The 18,557-nt window shown below is 58.2% G+C and carries 20 protein-coding genes; 8 read left to right on the forward strand and 12 right to left on the reverse strand.

The features are described 5' to 3' along the window. From QZ534_RS18370 to QZ534_RS18395, 6 genes are all read right to left on the reverse strand, one after another. Positions 1-614: aminotransferase class III-fold pyridoxal phosphate-dependent enzyme (locus QZ534_RS18370; RefSeq protein ID WP_296936701.1), on the reverse strand; the 614-nt coding region annotated here is incomplete at its 3' end. 210 nt (positions 615-824) lie between these two features. Continuing rightward, positions 825-1,340 carry a diaminobutyrate acetyltransferase gene (gene ectA / locus QZ534_RS18375; protein WP_296936703.1) on the reverse strand — a complete coding sequence of 172 codons (516 nt, stop codon included), beginning with the start codon at positions 1,338-1,340 and terminating at the stop codon, positions 825-827. A 149-nt stretch (positions 1,341-1,489) separates the two neighbouring features. Continuing rightward, positions 1,490-2,440: a hypothetical protein gene (locus QZ534_RS18380; RefSeq protein ID WP_296936704.1), complete on the reverse strand. Its 951-nt coding sequence runs from the start codon at positions 2,438-2,440 to the stop codon at positions 1,490-1,492. Positions 2,441-2,443: 3 nt separating this feature from the next. Further along, a complete protein-coding gene (locus tag QZ534_RS18385; RefSeq protein WP_296936705.1) occupies positions 2,444-3,847 on the reverse strand; it encodes a sodium:solute symporter in 1,404 nt (467 codons plus the stop codon). A gap of 450 nt (positions 3,848-4,297) precedes the next feature. Continuing rightward, entirely contained in the window at positions 4,298-5,269 is a 972-nt protein-coding gene (locus QZ534_RS18390; protein ID WP_296936707.1) for a radical SAM protein, read from the reverse strand. Between the two features lie 79 nt (positions 5,270-5,348). Next, positions 5,349-7,544 (reverse strand): FAD-dependent oxidoreductase, encoded by a 2,196-nt coding sequence (locus QZ534_RS18395; protein WP_296936709.1) that lies wholly within the window; start codon positions 7,542-7,544, stop codon positions 5,349-5,351. 255 nt (positions 7,545-7,799) lie between these two features. Here QZ534_RS18395 and QZ534_RS18400 point away from each other — a divergent pair, with 255 nt between their 5' ends. Genes QZ534_RS18400 through QZ534_RS18415 form a run of 4 tightly spaced genes read left to right on the forward strand, consistent with a single transcriptional unit; the run spans position 7,800 to position 10,200 of the window. Further along, on the forward strand, positions 7,800-8,417 hold the full coding sequence (locus QZ534_RS18400; protein WP_296936714.1) for an RNA polymerase sigma factor: 618 nt from the start codon (positions 7,800-7,802) through the stop codon (positions 8,415-8,417). Next, the gene (locus tag QZ534_RS18405; protein WP_296936716.1) at positions 8,411-8,674 is read left to right on the forward strand and encodes an anti-sigma factor; all 264 of its coding nucleotides are present in this window, start codon (positions 8,411-8,413) and stop codon (positions 8,672-8,674) included. The genes QZ534_RS18400 and QZ534_RS18405 overlap by 7 nt, the downstream gene beginning before the upstream one ends. Then, complete coding sequence (locus QZ534_RS18410) at positions 8,674-8,985, forward strand: EthD family reductase (RefSeq protein ID WP_296936718.1); 312 nt, start codon at positions 8,674-8,676, stop codon at positions 8,983-8,985. Before QZ534_RS18405 ends, QZ534_RS18410 begins: the two co-directional genes overlap by 1 nt. Before the next feature lie 42 nt (positions 8,986-9,027). Beyond that, a complete protein-coding gene (locus tag QZ534_RS18415) occupies positions 9,028-10,200 on the forward strand; it encodes an ADP-ribosylglycohydrolase family protein (RefSeq protein ID WP_296936720.1) in 1,173 nt (390 codons plus the stop codon). A 16-nt stretch (positions 10,201-10,216) separates the two neighbouring features. Here QZ534_RS18415 and QZ534_RS18420 read toward each other — a convergent pair whose 3' ends face one another. From QZ534_RS18420 to QZ534_RS18430, 3 genes are all read right to left on the reverse strand, one after another. After that, entirely contained in the window at positions 10,217-10,909 is a 693-nt protein-coding gene (locus QZ534_RS18420; RefSeq protein ID WP_296936722.1) for a TVP38/TMEM64 family protein, read from the reverse strand. 76 nt (positions 10,910-10,985) lie between these two features. Next, on the reverse strand, positions 10,986-11,837 hold the full coding sequence (locus QZ534_RS18425) for a UDP-2,3-diacylglucosamine diphosphatase (protein WP_296936723.1): 852 nt from the start codon (positions 11,835-11,837) through the stop codon (positions 10,986-10,988). 179 nt (positions 11,838-12,016) lie between these two features. Further along, on the reverse strand, positions 12,017-12,640 hold the full coding sequence (locus tag QZ534_RS18430) for a YbhB/YbcL family Raf kinase inhibitor-like protein (protein WP_296936725.1): 624 nt from the start codon (positions 12,638-12,640) through the stop codon (positions 12,017-12,019). A 114-nt stretch (positions 12,641-12,754) separates the two neighbouring features. Between QZ534_RS18430 and QZ534_RS18435 the strand changes: the two genes are divergently transcribed. The 3 genes from QZ534_RS18435 to QZ534_RS18445 all read left to right on the forward strand — a co-directional run bounded on the left by QZ534_RS18435 (position 12,755) and on the right by QZ534_RS18445 (position 14,115). After that, on the forward strand, positions 12,755-13,087 hold the full coding sequence (locus tag QZ534_RS18435; protein WP_296936726.1) for an ankyrin repeat domain-containing protein: 333 nt from the start codon (positions 12,755-12,757) through the stop codon (positions 13,085-13,087). 6 nt (positions 13,088-13,093) lie between these two features. Further along, positions 13,094-13,837: a methyltransferase domain-containing protein gene (locus QZ534_RS18440; protein ID WP_296936728.1), complete on the forward strand. Its 744-nt coding sequence runs from the start codon at positions 13,094-13,096 to the stop codon at positions 13,835-13,837. A gap of 101 nt (positions 13,838-13,938) precedes the next feature. Then, complete coding sequence (locus QZ534_RS18445; protein ID WP_296936730.1) at positions 13,939-14,115, forward strand: hypothetical protein; 177 nt, start codon at positions 13,939-13,941, stop codon at positions 14,113-14,115. A gap of 25 nt (positions 14,116-14,140) precedes the next feature. On the opposite strand, the gene QZ534_RS18450 is transcribed toward QZ534_RS18445, so the two are convergent. Then, a complete protein-coding gene (locus QZ534_RS18450; protein WP_296936732.1) occupies positions 14,141-14,701 on the reverse strand; it encodes a TIGR00730 family Rossman fold protein in 561 nt (186 codons plus the stop codon). Beyond that, positions 14,698-15,570 carry a glutathione-dependent disulfide-bond oxidoreductase gene (gene yghU, locus QZ534_RS18455; RefSeq protein ID WP_296936734.1) on the reverse strand — a complete coding sequence of 291 codons (873 nt, stop codon included), beginning with the start codon at positions 15,568-15,570 and terminating at the stop codon, positions 14,698-14,700. The genes QZ534_RS18450 and yghU overlap by 4 nt, the downstream gene beginning before the upstream one ends. A gap of 109 nt (positions 15,571-15,679) precedes the next feature. Here yghU and QZ534_RS18460 point away from each other — a divergent pair, with 109 nt between their 5' ends. After that, positions 15,680-17,788: a NosR/NirI family protein gene (locus tag QZ534_RS18460; RefSeq protein WP_296936735.1), complete on the forward strand. Its 2,109-nt coding sequence runs from the start codon at positions 15,680-15,682 to the stop codon at positions 17,786-17,788. 29 nt (positions 17,789-17,817) lie between these two features. Here QZ534_RS18460 and QZ534_RS18465 read toward each other — a convergent pair whose 3' ends face one another. Beyond that, positions 17,818-18,372, reverse strand: coding sequence for a carboxymuconolactone decarboxylase family protein (locus QZ534_RS18465; RefSeq protein ID WP_296936738.1), 555 nt, complete (start codon positions 18,370-18,372; stop codon positions 17,818-17,820). Positions 18,373-18,557: the final 185 nt, after the last annotated feature.

Raw genomic sequence — 18,557 nt, forward strand, 5'->3', positions numbered from 1 at the left:
TGGACGGCTTCCACAATGACTGCGGCCGGCAGCTCGAAACCGGAGGAGCCGTCGCTCAGCAGTTTGTCCATGATCGCCAGGGTGTCGACATCGTCGCCGAGGTAGCCGTCGTAGAACATGAAGTCGACATTACCCAGCGGCGTGCCAACACCGCCGCGGTGGTGCTTGTTACCGGTAGTCGCAACCGCACCCATGGTCACACCATGGAACCCGTTGGTGAAGGAAATAATGCCGCTGCGGCCTTTCACCTTGCGGGCCAGCTTCAGGGCCGCTTCCACACAGTTGGTGCCGGTAGGGCCGGTAAACTGCATTTTGTAGTCCAGGCCACGGGGGTCCAGGATGTGCTTCTTGTAGGCTTCCATGAAGTCGTGCTTGGCCGTGGTGAACATGTCCAGACCCTGGCTTACACCGTCTGCTTCAATGTACTCAAGCAGTGCCTTTTTCAGGGTATCGTTGTTGTGGCCATAGTTCAGGGAACCGGCGCCGGCCAGGAAATCCAGGTATTCCTTACCGTCCTCGGTATACAGGTGCGCGTTCTTGGCACGATTGAAGATCACCGGAAACGCACGGCTGTACACACGTACTTCGGATTCAGTCGACTTGAAAATTTCCATTGTCTTGCCTCTTAGCATGTCAGGTTCGAGGTAGATGCGCGGCAGCCTATCGAGGAAATACGGACTCGATTGCGATAAGGGCCACAACGCGTTAATTGAAGCCGTCTGGCAGGCCTACCTCAGTAGCCTGCCGGCTCTTTCAATTCACAACGATTCGGTCGTTTACCATCCCGCCAACGGTTGGCTGGACAGGATGCAGGACCGGGGCACTCAGACTGGCTTCGTGAAGGGCCCGATGCGCAGCAAAAACTCGGAATCATGCTGCCCACCAAAATGGGTCTCTTTCTCGAAGTGCTCGTGGTAGGTGAGCTCGGCTCCCAAATCACGGGCGAATGAACGGAACAGCGCCCATGAGGCTTCGTTGTCCTCCGTGATGGTCGTCTCCATATGGGTGACGTTTTTGCACGCATCGCGGCCAACGATCTCTTTCAGCATCCGCTTGGCAAGGCCCTGTCCACGACCTTTCTCGTGAACCGCCACCTGCCAGACAAACACGGTATCGGGCTGTTGGGGAGGGATGTATCCGGAGATAAAGCCGACCAGATCGCCTTCCTTCTCCGCGGCCACGCCGGTTTCGGCAAAGTGGCTGCACTGCAACAGGTTGCAGTAAATCGAGTTGGGGTCCAGTGGCGGGCACTCGGCCACCAGCTGGTGGAGCCTGAAGCCATCATCCTTCACTGGCATGCGAAGCGTGATGGCGGTGGTATTTGATCCTTCTGATGTCATAGCGTGATCAGTTCGTGGCAAAAAGTTAGTGTTGAATTATATAGACCACAAAATATATTTCAAGTACAGCTCAAAAGCTGCCCACGACAGGGCCCCAGCTCACCTATTCAGAATAGACCGGATTGAAGCATTCGCCAGTGACAAAATGATTAAATCAGTGAAGGGAAAATGACATCTTTTGGCCCCAAGGACGTGCCGTTCAGGATCCGCTCACGATAGGACACAGCGGCGGGGGAGCCGGCCGGCCACAATCGGTCGAAATCCGTCAGCCAGGCCTCCAGGGAGAAGGCCACCGGCAACAGGGACACATTCAGGCCCTGGCGCTGAATGCCGGCCACAGGCTCAATGACGGGGCTGGACAAGCCAATCCGGGTAATCAGCCCGCGCGGGTCCGATTGCAGATTGCCCATACCTGCAGACCCATTATTGACTACCATCCGACTGTGCTCACCCACCAGCCCTGACCAGAGCACAGGCAGGCAGGTGTGGGTGGAGGCAATCACATCAGCCCCGGTCGCCAGAAACCATTCCGAAAGCTTGCCATCATTACCCCCGACAAAAGCCTCGTGGGCCAGCCCCCAACCAGCCAGGGACTCCGGATCCCCATGGACCACCAAAACCTTTAGGCCTCCAAAGATCAGGCAGTGATACCTCGGCAACAAGGACAGCCGTCGCTGGATATCCGGGTGCTCCCCGGCAATCCCCTGCAGCCGCGCCATGATCCGGTTCGACCGCTCCACCACACCCTCATCGACAAAATCCGGGTAGGCACAGCCACAGCCGGCACCGGCATTGGGATTGGCCAGCTCGTAGTCCACGTTTCCCAGACTGACCGTATGATCCAGCACCCGGCTGTTGATCGTTCGGAACAGGCTATCGCTGGCGTTGAACCAGTTGAAGTCGCCATTGAACACCAGCTTCACCCGATGCCCCTGACGCTCTTCTTCCAGCGCCATCTGCTCGATTTCATCCAGAGCCCAGGGATTACCGTATAGCCCGCCGATGATATAGAGCACATCCTCGGAGACCGTGGAAGGCTCCTGACACAGATCCTCGGCAGAATAGCGATACGCCAGTGGACAGCTCCGGCCTTCAGTCATGCTTCAGGCCTCTCCGGCCGCCAAAGAGCGCCCGGCGAGACGCCGGAGCAACAAAGGTACAAAGAAGCCGGCGGTACAGATCAGGAATCCGTAGGCGTTCACACCCAGCAGCATGGCGTATTTGCCATCACCAATCGCCCAGCTTGCCGGGATAAGTCCAACCGCAAGCAGCACGCCCAGCCCCAGGCCGGTCCAGAAACTCAGGTGAAAACTCCAGGGCGACCACCTGGTGAAGCCGTAAAACAGGAACACCGGCGCCAGCCCCATCACCATGGTCCCGGAGATGGTAGTGGCCTTGAGGATATCGGTGCCGGCAAACATGGGCAGGTTGCCCAGGAACGCAAAGATCACCATCACGATCGCACCCACCCGCATGCTCGGCAGCTTGTCCGACGCCCGCCTCGCCAGCCGGGGCAAATCCACCGCCAGCGACTTGGCCAGAGAGGTGAAGGTGGAATCCAGGGTGGATCCCGCCGAGGTCATCATCACCACACTCATAAAGAACAGCGCCGCCAGCCCCAGGGACTGCCCGACTGCCGCTGGCGCGTTACCCATGGCCTCAATGCCGTTAAGCCGGGCATGCACGCCCACCAGACTGAAGATAAACACCGCTACAAAGCCCAACAGCCCGGCCACCACAAAGCTTTTGAGCATGGTCTTTTCCCTGTTCACAAAGCCCCGATCGGTCAGTACCGGATCGTGGAACGGGTAGCTGAAAAGCTGCAGTAACGCCACCAACAGCAGATCAAACCCGGCATTGAGCCGGAACTCGCCGTTGCTCAGCAGGGCACTGGTATCGTTGGCGGGAATAATCAAAAACAGCACCGCGCCCACAAAGAACACAAACACAAAAGCCTGAATCACATCGGTAAAAATCGACGACCGCAGCCCGCCCTTCAAACTGTAGGCAAGCGTAAACACCGTAAACAGCATCGCCGCCGCGTAATACTCCCACTCACCGGGCAGCCCGAAGTAACCACCCACCACCGCGGTGTTACTCCAGACCTCGTTATACAACCGGATCAGAATCGCTGCCGCAAACGCCAGACTCGCCAGACGACCGAAGCGGGAAGTCAGAAAATCCTGCAGACTCCGCGCCCCGGTCTGGGTCCGGATCAGGTAAATCACATACCCCGCCACCGGAATAGACAGCCAGTAACTTGCATAAGCCAAGCCGCCCACCACACCGTAGGCCGCGCCCAGGTTCGCCGCATTGGTCACCGACTTGGCAAAGATCCAGCTGATAAAAATACTCGCCGTAAGTGACCACTGACCCACCGGGTTACCCTGGTCATCGGCGCCCTTGTAAAACGAATTCGCGTTCTTGCTCTTCGGCGACAGCGCGTACATCACCACGCCGTAAACCAGCAGGAACCCCCAGAACAGGGAGGCCTCTGTGAAGTTCATGTTTTCTTTCCTTTGTTCTTTGGTTCTTTATTCCGGGATTTTTCCGGTGGTTTCTGGTTTGGGTGCCTTTCGGGTCAGGCCGGATGGGGGTTCAAAAAAACGCCCGTGAACCCATCCATGGGGGGTTTGGTCGCGCCATCCCTGGCGCTTCACATTTTTTGAACCCCCATCCGGCCTGACCCTTGTTCAACTTTTGCTATCGTTTCCCCGGCAAAGGAGTCAGCCTTCAAACCACTTAGCCAGTTTTTATCTCAAACCTGTTTTTCTCTCTTTTATTCCCACCAAATAAGCGAATGGCAAAGCCGTAACCGCGGTCTGGGGGGTGACATTATTTTCCCGCCAGGAAAAAGATGTCTGAGCGAAGCGAGTTGTTTTTCCCAAGGGAAAATAATGTCACCCCCCAGGCCGCCAATGACCAGCCACCAGTCCTGAGAGGCCCAGAACCAAAACTCAAACAGGCGCCGAACAACTGGCCCCAAAGCGGTAACAGGAAAAACACCGGTGATGCCGCAACATGATGCGCTCATCCATGCTCTCGGCGAGCGTTCCCCCCAGATCGTACTGCGGGTCATCGTCCACCAGCGTGCACGCATACACCCGAACCTCGTCGCCCTTCTTAACCAGCATCCGCGTATAGGTGCACATAAAGTGCGACCGGGATTCCTTCGTCGGATACTTCTCCATGCAGGTCTCGGTAATCTCCGGGCTGCCGTCCTCCGAACCGGGCGTACCCAGATCCGGAAACGCGGTAAACGCCAGGTCCTCAGGAATACCCCATTCCCGGAAGATTTCACGGAAAGCGGCTTCGACGTCCGAGGGAATTTCCTCCGGATCGGTCTGGCGGGCAATGGACACCTTGAAGCCCTGTTCGATCAGCCAGCGGATGCCCTGCAGCGCCTCGTCGAAGCTGCCGTCACCGCGGTCCTTGTCATGACGGGCCCGGTCCGGGAAGTCCAGGCTGACGCGGAAATGGATCGGGTAGGGATTGTCCAGTAATGGCAGCACCTGATGCTGGCGCTTATGCAGTGGCTCGGTGGCGTTGGTCAGCACGAAGCAGGGCCGGTGCTGGCTGGCGTAATCCAGAATGTTCACGAAATCCCGGATCACGAAGGGTTCACCGCCTGTGAAGGAAAACTGCTCCACCCCCATGTCGATAGCTTCGTGAATGAACGGCTTTACGTCACTGAGCTTCATGCCCGGAATGCGGCCATCGCCGGGATGGGAACCCTCCAGGCAGAACGGGCAGGCCAGGTTGCAGGCGGTGCCGGTGTGGATCCAGAGCTCTTTGAGCTTGTCTGCATCAATGTAACCCCGGGGATCGCCGTTGCGGGTGTGGGTCCAGCTATCGCGGGCCCGGGGTTCCAGGACTTCTACGGCCGGAATTCGATTTTTCCGGGCCGGTCGAACTTCAGTCAGGGGCATGGATGCTCCTCGCTTGTACGGAATTCCAGGGGCAGAGACAGGGGCGATGCCGCTTTGGTTCAGTCATCGCCAGGCCATCTCAGCCAGTGGTCACTTCTTTGTGTTTTACCTGCTGGTCTTGGCCCTTGCCACGGCGCCAGCCGTGGAGCTTCTCCAGCAGCTTCAGGATACCTTCGGGCGCATGGGCCCGCTTCCATTCACCGGCGGCGTATTTCGCCGATTCGTTCCAGGTTGGGTACGGGTGAATGGTGCCCAGGATCTTGTTCAGGCCCAGGCCGTGTTTCATGGCCAGGGTGAACTCAGCCAGGATCTCGCCGGCGTGAGGGCCTACCACAACCGCGCCCAGGATCTTGTCCTTGCCCGGCGGGGTCAGCACCTTGATGAAGCCGTGATCTTCGCTTTCAGCGATCGCCCGGTCCAGGTCGTCCAGTCCGTATCGGGTGACCTCGAAATCAACGCCCTGTGCCTTTGCCTCGGCTTCACTGAGTCCCACCCGGGCGACTTCCGGCGAGGTAAAGGTCACCCAGGGCATGACACGGTAGTCCACATTGAAGCGCTTGAACTGGCCGAACAGGCCGTTCACTGCTGCGTACCAAGCCTGGTGGGCCGCCGCGTGGGTGAACTGGTAGGGGCCAGCCACATCGCCACAGGCAAAGACGTTCGGATAACGCAGGCTCATATCTTCTTCCACCGGCACAGTCCCGTTCGGCAGGGTATCGACGCCAATCCGGTCCAGGTTCAGGCCGGCGGTATTGGCCGCTCGGCCAACGGCAACGAGCACCTGGTCGAAAGGAATGCGTACCCGCTCACCGTCATGCTCGCAGTAGGCAACTTTCTCTCCTTCCTCAATACGGAACTCGGCGGTGGAATGTTTCAGCCGGACATCCACGCCGTCCGCGTGGAACTGCTTCAGAACCAGCTCGGAGACATCCTCATCTTCCTTGGCCAGCAGGCGCTCGCCCATCTCCACCTGGGTCACCTTGCTGCCCAGGCGGGCAAAGGCATGGGCCAGCTCCGAACCAATCGGGCCACCACCCAGCACCAGCAGACGTTCCGGCTGGTCCTGCAACTCCCACAGGTTGTCGGAAGTCAGCGGCTGCATGTCTTTCAGGCCGGGAATCGGGGGTACCGCCGGTTTGCCGCCGGTGGCAACCACAATGCTGCGGGCGGTCAGTCGCTCGGTGCGGCCGTCGTTGTGTCGCACCTCCAGCTCCCAGGGCGACACGAAGCTGGCTTCGCCGGCAATGCAGTCCACACCCAGTTTACGGTAACGCTCCGGGGAATCGTGGGGCTCCACTTTGGCGATAACGTCCTTGACCCGGTTCATGATGTTCCTGAACGAGCCTTTAACCGGCACCGATTCCAGCCCGTAACGGTTGGCATGGCGCAGGGTATCCGCGGCCTTGGAGCTGCGGATCAGGGCCTTGGAGGGCACGCAGCCGGTGTTCAGGCAGTCACCACCCATCTTATGCTTTTCGATCAGGGCCACCTTGGCTTTCACTGCTGCGGCAATATAGGCGGAAACCAGCCCGGCGGAACCACCGCCAATGACCAGCAGGTTGTAATCAAAATGTTCAGGCTTCTGCCAGCCGGCGTACACTTTGCGCCGGCGAATAAAGCCCACCACAAACTTGGCAATCAGCGGGAACAGACCCAGCAGGGCAAAGGACAGAAGCAGATCAGCCGAGACGATATCGCCGGTGGACTGGATCTGGCCCAGCTGGGTGCCGGCGTTCACGTACACAAACGTGCCAGGCAGCATGGCAATCCAGCTCACAAGGGCATAGGTACGGAGCTTCATGGCCGTGAGTCCCATGGCCAGGTTGATCAGGAAGAAGGGAAACACCGGCACCAGGCGCAGGGTGGCCAGATAGAAAGCACCGTCTTTCTCGATGCCCCGGTCCATCTTGGCGACCGTCTCTCCGTATCGCTTGCGAAGAGTGTCCCGCATCAGAAAACGGGCTACCAGGAAGGCCAGAGATGCGCCAACGGTTGAGGCAATGGAGACCGCCGCCAGACCATAAAGGTTGCCAAAAAAGGCACCACCGGCCAGGGTCATGATGGTAGCACCGGGCAGTGAAAGCGCCGTTACCAGGACATAAACAACGACGAAGCCCAGCACCGCAACCAACAGATTCTGATCGATCCAGTTACCGAGGGACTGTTGGTTTTCCTTCAGGTTCTCGAGAGTCAGAAGCTCACCACCGCCACTGGCGATAAACCCGACAACCACCGTCGCAATCAGCGCGACCAGAATCCATTTCTTGAGTGTCATGAAATCATCCTTTCTACCTTGAACGTGATAACGAAGAGACCCCCGAGTTCTGAAAGTGTTACATCAGGCCATCAATTTTGATTTCGTTACCGGCTTTACGATGTTGTACGTCGTTCGAGCACGCATTGTGTCAACGATTGCTCATGAATATCTAACAATTTGATCACGCTACCTCTTACCGAGTGTGGGGAACTTTTCAGGCGCTTGCGAAACTTACTGCTATTCTTGAACAATTGCTCACTTAAAGGAATAGCTATGGCCCATTCAGCTCTTAACGAGGAGCAGGCACTGGTCGAAGGCCTGAAGGCCGGGGACGAGCAGTCTTATAAGGAAGCAGTGCGGATTCATACCCCCGGTATGATCGCCGTAGCCAGGTTTTATCTGGATCATTCCAGCGCAGAAGAGGTCGTTCAGGATTGCTGGGTCACAGTGATTGACGCTATTCATAAATTTGAGGCGCGATCCGGACTGGCGACGTGGCTGCATCGAATCGTTGCCAATCGCTGCAAGAATCGTCTTCGCTCCACCAAAAGAGAGGTCTCTACTGACTTCTCTGAAGCCCTGGAGCCGGAACTGGGGGAGCGGTTCAACGCCAGGGGCCGTTGGGAGCTGCCACCCAAACTGCAGTTCCACGACGCCGGCGACACTCTCATGGAAAACGGCGCTCTCAGCGGTTGTCTGGACAAACATCTCTCCGCTCTGCCGGAAGCTCAACGTTCGGCCCTGATGCTCTACGAAGCCCATCAGCACAAATCCGACGATGTCTGTAACATTCTCGATGTCAGCGCCTCTAACTTGCGGGTGCTTCTGCACCGGGCCAGACAGAAAATCTTCCTCATGGTGGAGACTTTTCAGGAGACCGGCGAATGCTGATGTGCAGGGATCTTGCGGTTATTGCCAGCGATTACATTGATGGCGAACTGCCCGTTTTCCAGAAAATGTCGGTGAAAATGCATCTGATAATGTGCAAGGACTGCCGGACCTTTATTGGCAACCTGCGTGCAAGCACTGAACTGATGAAAACGCATTCGTCCGGGCGAGCAGACGAAGAACTTATCCGCAGGATTGACGAACGAGTGGCGGAGGCGCTAAAAGAAGGTCCCCGCGACTCTACGAACCGAGGCCCGTAATGATCAAAGTCAGCGTCATGTATCCGAAAACCGCCGAGAGCAACTTCGACCTTGCCTACTACCGCGACACGCACATGGCGCTGGTTCGGGAAAGGCTGGGCGATGCCTGCAAGCGCACAGCCATCGAATCCGGGCTGGCAGGAGGCGCTCCCGGAGAAGGCCCCGCTTACATTGCCATGGGCCATATGTATTTTGATTCTGTTGGCGATTTCCAGACCGCCTTTGCCCCCCACGCCAAGGAAATCCTCGGCGACATCCCGAACTTCACTAACGTTCAGCCAACGGTCCAGATCAGCGAAGTGATCGAATAATCCTTCAGATCGGATTTGAAAACCGAACTTCAAGGATCCTCTATGGCCCGCACTCTTCCGCACGAAAGAAAGGCCGCCGTCACTGCAGCACTGGCCGGCGGCTGGGTTGGCGATGCCGCCAGCCTTGGTGTGCACTGGCTCTACAACAGCGAACGCATCATGGAGGTAGGCGGACAGTCGCCCGAATTCCTGCCTCCGAAAGCCGACTATTACACGAAAGGCTTCGGTTACTTCGCTCACGAGGGAAAACAGGTGGGCGACGTGAGTCACTACGGCGCAGCAACCGGCGTGCTGACTGCCAGCTTACTGGCCAACAACGGCAATCTGGACATCCGGGATTACCAGCGGCGGTTCCGGTCGTTCTTTGGTCCTGGTGGCCAGTGGCAGGGATTCATTGATAATCCCACGCGGATTACGCTTGAAAACTTCAATTCCATCGAGCGCCAGGCAGTTGAAGAGGCACAGTCCGGCATGCCGGATGGTCTCACCGATAAACAGAAACGGATATTGGTGCAGAAGGTAATGCCCTATACCCGTCGTTTGAGCGGTAACAAGCTCGCACAACCGGTGCGTGAAGCCATCAGCCTGACTTACAAGGAAAAGGAAATTCAGGAGGCCGGCGTCCACCTGGCAGAAACCATCGACCGCCATATGCTGCGGGAAAGCGGTGCCGACGACATGCAACTGCCTGCGGTTTCCAAACTGCCGCCATTGGTCGCCTCCCATTACGGAAGCAGCAACCTGCGAACCCTTGTGGAAGCAGCCGTTCGGGTTACCAATCACAACGACGATGCCGTTGCCTGGGCAAAGTGCGCAGCGATGCTTCTGGATGGACTATTCAGGGGCGAGGGTTTGGCTGAGTCAATGAATGCGGCCATCACCGAAGCACCGGATTCAGCGAGCCTCAAGCGTGCCCTTGAGACCTCAGAGCTGAGCGGCGTTGCTGCCGGCGATACCTTTGGCCGCACCTGTTATCTGCACGAAGCCATGCCGGTCAGTTTTCACATTCTGAACACCGCCCGGAGCTACACCGAGGCCATTCGCGCCAACATACATTGTGGCGGAGACTCCTGCGGTCGGGCGTGGCTCATTGGCCCAGCCATGGCAGCCATTCACGGCGTTGGCGGTGAGACAGGAATTCCCCTCAGCTGGCTGGCACGGGTAACCGGTGCCCCGACTGTCTATCGGGACATTGAATCCCTGTTGAGCGTCTGAGAGTTTGTAACGGGAATCAAACCCTGCCATCCAGCTGAAGCCAGCGGGAGAGCCGTGAGTGGGGGCGCCGCCTCAGATACAGTGGCAATGTACTCATCACCAACAATACCGTGGCAGCCGCTACAACGGTCAGGGTAGGGTTGAGTTCGAGGGTATGCCCCAGGCCAGCAAACACGAACGTCATTGGCAGCATGCCAAGCAAGGTGGCCAAGGAATAGCGCCAGACATGTATGGCCGTCACGCCGGCCGCATAACTGACCAGGGCAAAGGAGAAGAGCGGAATAAGCCGGGTCAGGAAGACTGCTATAAACAGGAACCGCTGCGAACCACGCGCCGAGAATACCGGGTTGTTTTCAAGCTTCTGCTGAACGGCCTCTCGACCGAGCACCCGGGCGAGATAGAACGCGATCAGCGAGCCGGCCAGGGCGCCAACCACTGCAATCGCCGTCCCATGGAACATGCCGTAAACCAGGCCAGAGGCCGCACTGATCGGCAACGTGGGTATCGGGCCGACCACCACCGCCAGAATCATCAGAAGCATCAGTAATAACGGCCCAAATGCGCCCTGGCTGGCAAACCAGTCGGACAGCACCGACGGAGCAAAGCTGGCCGGCATGCCCAATTGCTGCAACAGGAGCCAGATCGCCGCCATCAACAGCGCGACAATAGCCAGGAAAGAGAGACGGAAAACCAACGGCGAACGGGTCATCCCGCCATTCTACCGGCTATCCCGAAAACAGGAAGCGATGGCCGTTCGCTGCCATCTGCCGGGAGTGTGGGAGGCTTTAGCTGGCCAGACGATTAACCTGTTCCACAAACGCTGTGGGGAGGGTGTCAATCACCGGCCGGGCATCCCCGCACACGTCCGGGTTCGGGGCGTCCGGCTCTTTCTCCAGCACCACCGGGGACTCCGACCAGTGCAGCAGCTCCAGTTTGCCGTTTTCCTGCTCCACCAACGCCGTGCAGTGCCCCACCCAGTCACCGTCGTTGCAGTAGAGCCCTTCCTCGCTACGCAGGAAGCCGGCGGAGTGTATGTGGCCACAGATAAACCCGTCGTAGTTGCCCTTTTCCGCAACCGTCAGCGCCGCCAGCTCGAACCGGCGGATAAAGGTGCGGGCCTTGCCGATGCGGCTCTTCACCCAGGCGGCCAACGACCAATAAGGCTTGCCCTTGAGCCGGCGCCAGGCGTTGAACCAGCGGTTGAGTCGCAGCAGAATGCCGTGGGCACGGTCCCCGACCAGAAGCATCAGCGGGCTGCAGCGCACCACCTGGTCAAACTGGTCACCGTGGCAGACCATGAAGCGGCGACCATCGGCGGTGGTGTGTATAGCCTTGTAGCGGAGCTCAACACCGGCGATGGTCTGGCCGCAGAAACGACGGAGAAAATCGTCGTGATTGCCCGGTATATAGACCACGCGGGTTCCGCTGGCCGCCAACTCGAGGAGCTTATGGATGACGGCCTGGTGGGAATCGGGAAAGTGCACCCGTCGCTGCATCGCGATCAGGTCGATGATATCGCCCACCAGGTACAGGGTTTCGCAGCGGACCTGGTTCAGAAAATCCAGCAGGTACGCCGCCTGGCAGTCTGCCGTGCCCAGGTGTACGTCGGAAATGAAAACGCTCCGATAGCTCCGCATTCTGTCCCCCGTCTTTCAACCAGTCCGGATGCTGACAGCTTGGCAAGATGGGGTGACGGGGAAATGACAATGGGGAGACAGTTGTGTGACTGGCAGGAAGGAGTCACGGCAAAGAAGGAAGTGGTATTCCGGGAAGCCGCGGGGCTGCCGGAATACCGCTGCCCGGTGATTGCTGCGGCTTAGCGCAGCTCCGGATTCAGGGTATAGGTACCCGTCACACGGGCACTGGCCAGTACATGGCCTGCCATGGCCTCACGCACATCGTTGCCATCAAATTCGCCATCAAGGGCAAGGGTATCCACATCCAGTGCGTGCACCTCGAAGTGGTAGTGATGGATGATCTCATCGTTCCACGGAGGACAGGGGCCATCGTATCCGGCGTAGGTGCCGTTCATGTCGGGATTGCCCGCCAGAAACTGGGTGTAGTTGTTCACGCCGCGGATACCGATGGGCCCAGGCCCCGGCTCCTTGCCCTTGGGAATTACCCCATCGCTGTCTTCACCTTCCGGAATCCGGCTGGTGCCGGCCGGTACATCCACCAGCAGCCAGTGGAAAAAATCGACTCGCGGGATGTTCTTCGAGACAGTCTTGCCCTCCTGGTTCACGTCGTCTGCGACGCTGGGCACGTCCGGATCGAACATCATCACCACGAAGCTTTTGGTGCCTTCCGGCGCATCGTCCCAGACAATTTCGGGGTTTCGGTTAGGGCCGAAGCTCATGTGGTCTTCTTCGCTGTAGACCCCGAATGCGAATTTCTCGGGAATCGGCTGGCCTTCGTCTATGCCTTGAACCTGTAGTTTCACGGCGTTGCCTCCTTTGGTTTTTGGCCTTGGGCTCATTGACTGTGTCTGGGACAGTCTCATTCTGTGATAATACGGTTTTAACACAAAATCGATTCAACTGACCACGGAGCCCCGATGAGCCAACAGAAGCCCGGCAAGCCGCAACAGCCTGCGAACCAGAAAGACGAGGATGCGGTTGCCTTCGCCCAGGGTATTTTCGAACTGGCCCGCAACGGCGGGGCCGGGCCGCTAAGCGTGATGCTTGATGCCGGCGTTCCGGTGAACATGCGCACCAGTGAGGGCGAGACCCTGCTGATCCTGGCCAGCAAACACGGGCACCCGGAAACCGTACGGCTGCTGCTCGAGAAAGGCGCCGATCGCGACGCTCAGGACAGCAATGGCAACACCGCATGGTCGCTGGCAAAGACCGACAGCGTAAGGCGCCTGTTCGAAGAACACAGCCGATAAGCCGGCATGTTCAACAAGGGCGAGATTATTCATCACACCCGGGATGCCCTGGGCAGTATCCTGGTGGTTGATTACCGTAAACACCGGGTGCTTACCTTCAATTCGGTGTTCGAGCAAAGCAAGATCGACCGTCGCTACCCCTATCTGCCCGTGCACGAGTACAACCGGGCCATGATGCTGCCGTCGGTCTTTGCCAACCCTCGCCATGTCACCATTCTTGGTCTGGGCGGCGGCGTGATGGCTGGCGCATTTCACCATCTCTATCCTGAGTGCAGGATACACGCGGTCGAACTCCGCCAGGCAGTACTGGACACAGCGAGGGAGTTTTTCGATCTGCCAGACAGCGATCGCCTCGAGGTCACCATTGCCGATGCCCGGGACGCCCTGGAAAGGCTGCCGGAGGCGAGCACGGACATGATTCTGGCCGATCTGTATAACGCAGACCGGATGAGCCCGGCCCAGGCCCAGAAGCAGTTCGTGGATGAATGCGCCCGGGTGCTCACGGATGACGGCTGGCTGGTACTGAACTACCATCGCACACCGGATGTCGAGGGGGCTTACTTCCGAAGGCTCAAACGGCACTTTGCCGTGCTTCTGGGATTTCGGAGCAAGAGCAACAACACCGTAGTTTATGCCAGCAAACAGCACTTCCAGTCGGTTCACCCCAAAGACCCGGTGTTGGCGGAACTGGAGAGCCGGCTACCAATAGACTGGCGTCGGTTGATGTCGAAAGTCAGCCGCATGGAATAAGCTGGAAAACCGTCTCGGATTTGATCTGCGTCCTTGATGATTGCCCGTGATGATCCATAGTTAGTGGTATGGAATCATTGCGTTCGAAAGGAGTGCTGACGATGAGTGAGGAAGACTACAAAAAGCTGCATCCGGTACTGAGCGAGGTCACCAGGACCTACGTCGATCTTTATACCAACCGGCCCAACGAAAAGAACCGGGAGCAGTTGATCAAGCTTGAAGCCTTGCTGCACGAAAAGCTGGAAGCGATTCAGAAAGCCAAGGAAGAAAAGGAGTAGGGCCCGACTGCCGGGCCCTGTCTGATCAGGACCATTTTTCCCCTGGGCTCTGGTAGCCCAGGAAGTCCCGGTGTAGCGTCTCTGGCTGGTCGGTCTGGATCAGCATGTCGATGTACTGCTGCTTCAGAAACCCGGCCTGCTCCATGGTTTTGGCCATCGCCAGCAAGGGGTCGAAAAACCCGTTGACGTTGTAGATCGCGCAGGGTTTGTGATGCAGCCCCAACTGGCCCCAGGTCCAGGCCTCGAACAGCTCCTCCAGGGTGCCAATGCCGCCCGGCAGCGCGACAAAACCATCCGCCAGATCGGCCATCAGGGCCTTGCGCTCGTGCATGTTCTTGACCACGTGCAGTTCAGTCAAACCGGAGTGGGCCAGCTCACGGTCCCGCAGGTGCTCCGGGATGACGCCATGGACCCGGCCGCCTGCGGCCAGTACTGCATCGGCCACAACACCCATCAGCCCGACATGGCCGCCACCGAACACCAGCTCGATACCATTGCGACCGAAGTAATCACCCAGCTCCCGGGCCTTGTCCGCGTATAGCGGATCATTGCCAGACCGGGAGCCGCAATAGACCGCGACCTTCATTCACCGTCCCCGATCTTGTCCTGGGTCCGGGTCTCGAAATCGCTGGCGTCGTGGCGCTCGTGCAGCTGGCTGCTCGGCTCACCCCAGGCCCGGTTGACCATCCGGCCTCGCCTGACCGCCGGGCGCTGGGCGATCTCATCCGCCCAGCGAATGACGTTGGTGTAAGCGTGGGCTTCCAGGAACTCGGCCGCGTCGTACACCTTGTTTTTCACCAGGGCGCCGTACCAGGGCCAGATGGCCATATCGGCAATGGTGTATTCATCACCGGCGATGTATCGGTGCTCGGCCAGCTGGCGGTCGAGCACATCCAACTGACGCTTGACCTCCATGGTGTAGCGATTGATCGGGTACTCGTAGTATTCCGGCGCGTAGGCATAGAAATGGCCGAAGCCGCCACCGAGCATGGGCGCACTGCCCATCTGCCAGAACAACCAATTCAGGGTCTCCGTGCGTCCGGCGATATCCTTCGGCAGGAAAGCCCCGAATTTTTCCGCCAGGTAGAGCAGGATCGAGCCCGACTCGAACAGACGCAGAGGCGGGTTCATGCTGTGGTCCATCATGGCGGGGATCTTGGAGTTGGGGTTCACCTCCACGAAACCGCTGCCAAACTGGTCGCCCTCGGTAATCTTGATCAGCCAGGCGTCGTACTCGGCCTCCTTGATACCCAGCTCCAGCAGTTCCTCGAGCATCACCGTCACTTTCACGCCGTTGGGCGTAGCCAGTGAGTACAGCTGCAGCGGGTGCTTGCCAACCGGCAGCTCCTTGTCGTGGGTGGGGCCGGCAATCGGACGGTTGATGCTGGCGAACCGTCCCCCGCTCTCGGAGTCCCATTTCCAGACTTTGGGTGGCGTGTAGGTAGCGTCGGTCATGGCATTTCTCCTCACAAAGTAGCAGTCAGGTGGCTCCGAGGTCGCATTGAGCCCGAGGCCGAAAACTCTAGCATGGAAGATCAAACAAAAAGAACCACAGGAGTACCCCATGGCAGGGCGCATTGTGCTCCTTCTTGCCTGTCTGTTTTTAGTGCCCCAGGTTCAGGCCGAGCTGTCAGACAGCAAGCGGGCGATGATCCAGGAGCTGTTTCCCTCGGCAACGGTCATTGAAGACAAGCTGCCGGATTCTCCCGTGTATCCGGTGTATCAACTCCAGGAGCTGCTCGGCTACGCCTACGAAACCATAGACCACAGCCGCCTCCAGGGCTTTGCCGGCAAACCGGTCAGCATGCTGATCGGCCTGGACACCAAAGGGCGATTCACCGGTATCAAGGTGCTTAATCACCACGAGCCGGTGTTCCTGCATGGCCTGGGCGAAGCCCCCCTGTTCGAGTTTGTAGACCAATACGAAGGCCATTCGTTACAAGAGCAGATTATTGTCAGCACCTCCAATTCGAGCCGTTCCGGGCGAACCAGTGACGGCAACGTGGTGCACTTTGACGGCGTCAGCAAGGCGACGGTCTCTGTGCTCATCATCAACGACACCGTGTTGTCCTCGGCCCTGAAAGTGGCCCGCCAGAAACTGGAGGGCTTTGCCCAGAGCGCACCCACTCGGGCGAAACCGGATTTCTACCAGCCCATGTCGTGGCAGCAACTGGTGGATCGCGGTTACATCGGACACTGGAAGACCACTGCCGAGTCCATCGAGGCCGAGCTGGGCCGACCGCTCTCAGACTACCCCATGAACATTGAGCCGGAAGACGGCGAACCTTTTGCCGAACTGTTCTTCGCCTACATCAATTCGCCCATGGTAGGCCGCAACCTGCTCGGCGACGAAGGTTACCAGCGGCTCATGGAACGACTCGACGATGGCGCACAGGTTCTGGCCGTCATGTCCCGCGGCCCCTTTCCCCACGTTTCCCGCGAGTTCGTCCCCGGCAGCTCTCCGGACCGCATCGGGCTCACCCAGAACAACCTTGCGGTGGAAATGCGCGATCTGAACCTGCTCGATCAGAATCTGGACTTCCGGGCCGCCGGCATGCCGTCATTCGATGCCGGCAACCTGTTCCGCGTGGGCGGCAACGCCGGTTTCAACCCCGGGGCGGAAGCCAACCTGAAGCTCAATGTCGAACTGGCCCGCAATCACCTGATGGTGGACCGCACCTCCCTGGACATCCCGGTTAAATTCAGCGAAGAACTGTTCGAAACCGTCGAGGTTGCGCCCAATCCGGAGGACTCCCGGCAGCCGGTCTGGATCGGCCTCTGGAAAGAACGCTGGTGGCAGATTTCCCTGCTGGCGCTCGGCCTCACTGTTCTGACCGTGTTCTTCGCCCGCCAGAAAACCCTGAGCCGCAACCCGAAGCTGGTACACCGGTTCCGCTGGGGATTTCTGTTTTTCACCCTGTTCTTTATCGGCTCCTACGCCCAGGGCCAGCTTTCTGTGGTTAACATCTACACCCTGTTCCTGGCCATCTGGGACGGATTCTCTCTCAATGTCTTCCTGCTGGATCCGATCATTTTCATTCTCTGGGTCTACACGTTCATAACCCTGTTCATCTGGGGCCGCGGCCTGTTCTGTGGCTGGCTCTGTCCCTTTGGCGCCCTGCAGGAAATGGCGGCCTGGCTTGGCGAAAAACTGAAGTTCCGCCAGATCAAAGTGCCCGAGCAATGGCATCGGCGCCTGATCCTGCTCAAATACCCGATCCTGCTCGCTCTGGTGGGCACCGCTTTCTATTCCCTGACCATCGCCGAAAAACTGGCGGAAGTGGAGCCATTCAAGACCAGTATTACCCTGTTCTTTGTTCGCCACTGGCCCTTTGTACTCTACGCCGTTGGCCTGCTGGTGATCGGCATGTTCATCCACAAGTTCTATTGCCGCTACCTGTGCCCCTTGGGCGCTGGCCTCGCGGTGCTTGGCCGGTTCAGGCTGTTCAGCTGGCTGGACCGGGTCGAGCTTTGCGGTAACCCTTGCCAGCACTGCAAAAACGAATGCGGCATCAACGCCATTCGTAAGGATGGCCGGATTGATTACGACGAGTGCATCCAGTGCCTGGAGTGCGTTGTTATTCTCGAAGACGAAAGCCGGTGCGTCGACAAACGACTCAAGGCTAAGAAACAGTCACGGCAGGCGAACATACTGGCAACGGACGCGGGCTGAGCCGCATCCGTTGCCGGCAGGCTCTGAAATTACTGCTTCTTCTGCCACTCAAACTTCTTGAACGGCTCATCAACCGGCGTTTCGGCAATGTGGTTGATGTAGTTACTCAGGGTTTTCTGGGACAGCACCAGAATCACTTCCAGCACCTGACGGTGTTTGTAACCCGCCTTGTAAAAGGCATCGAGGTCCTCTTTGCTGACATTGCCATCCTTGCGCATCACGGCCAGGGTGAAAGTCCGCAGTGCTTCCAGCTTGTCACTCGGCAACGGTGCTTCGTCACGTAGCGCATTGGTGATGTCGTCCGACACTTCCATCATCTTGGCAATGCCGGTATGTGCCGGGACACAGTAGTGGCACGCGTTTTCCACGTTAATGGTCTGCCAGACCACGGTTTTTTCATCATTGTCAAAGCTGCTGTCCAGCACCAGCTGGTGCAGCTTCTGATAGGCCTCAAGCGCTCCGGGCGCCTCGGCCATCACGGCGTGAAGGCCAGGAATCATGCCAAAACCCTTGAGAGAATTCTCAAGCAACGGTTTGGACTTTTCCGGGGCGGAGTCAACATCGTGCATTGGAAAGTCAGTCATTACGATCTCCTTTTTGAACGTTCGCTCAATTACAACTTCAGGCTAACTGTTGTTGAGCGGTCATTCAAGTTATAATTGAGTAGTCACTCAAATCACGACAATGGTGAATCGTTGTTATGGCCAGACACGCACGCTATGACCGAAAAACCGCCCTGGAAAAAGCCGTAGGCCTGTTCTGGGAGAAG

The sequence above is a fragment of the uncultured Marinobacter sp. genome, from assembly GCF_913055835.1.
Taxonomy (GTDB): Bacteria; Pseudomonadota; Gammaproteobacteria; order Pseudomonadales; family Oleiphilaceae; genus Marinobacter.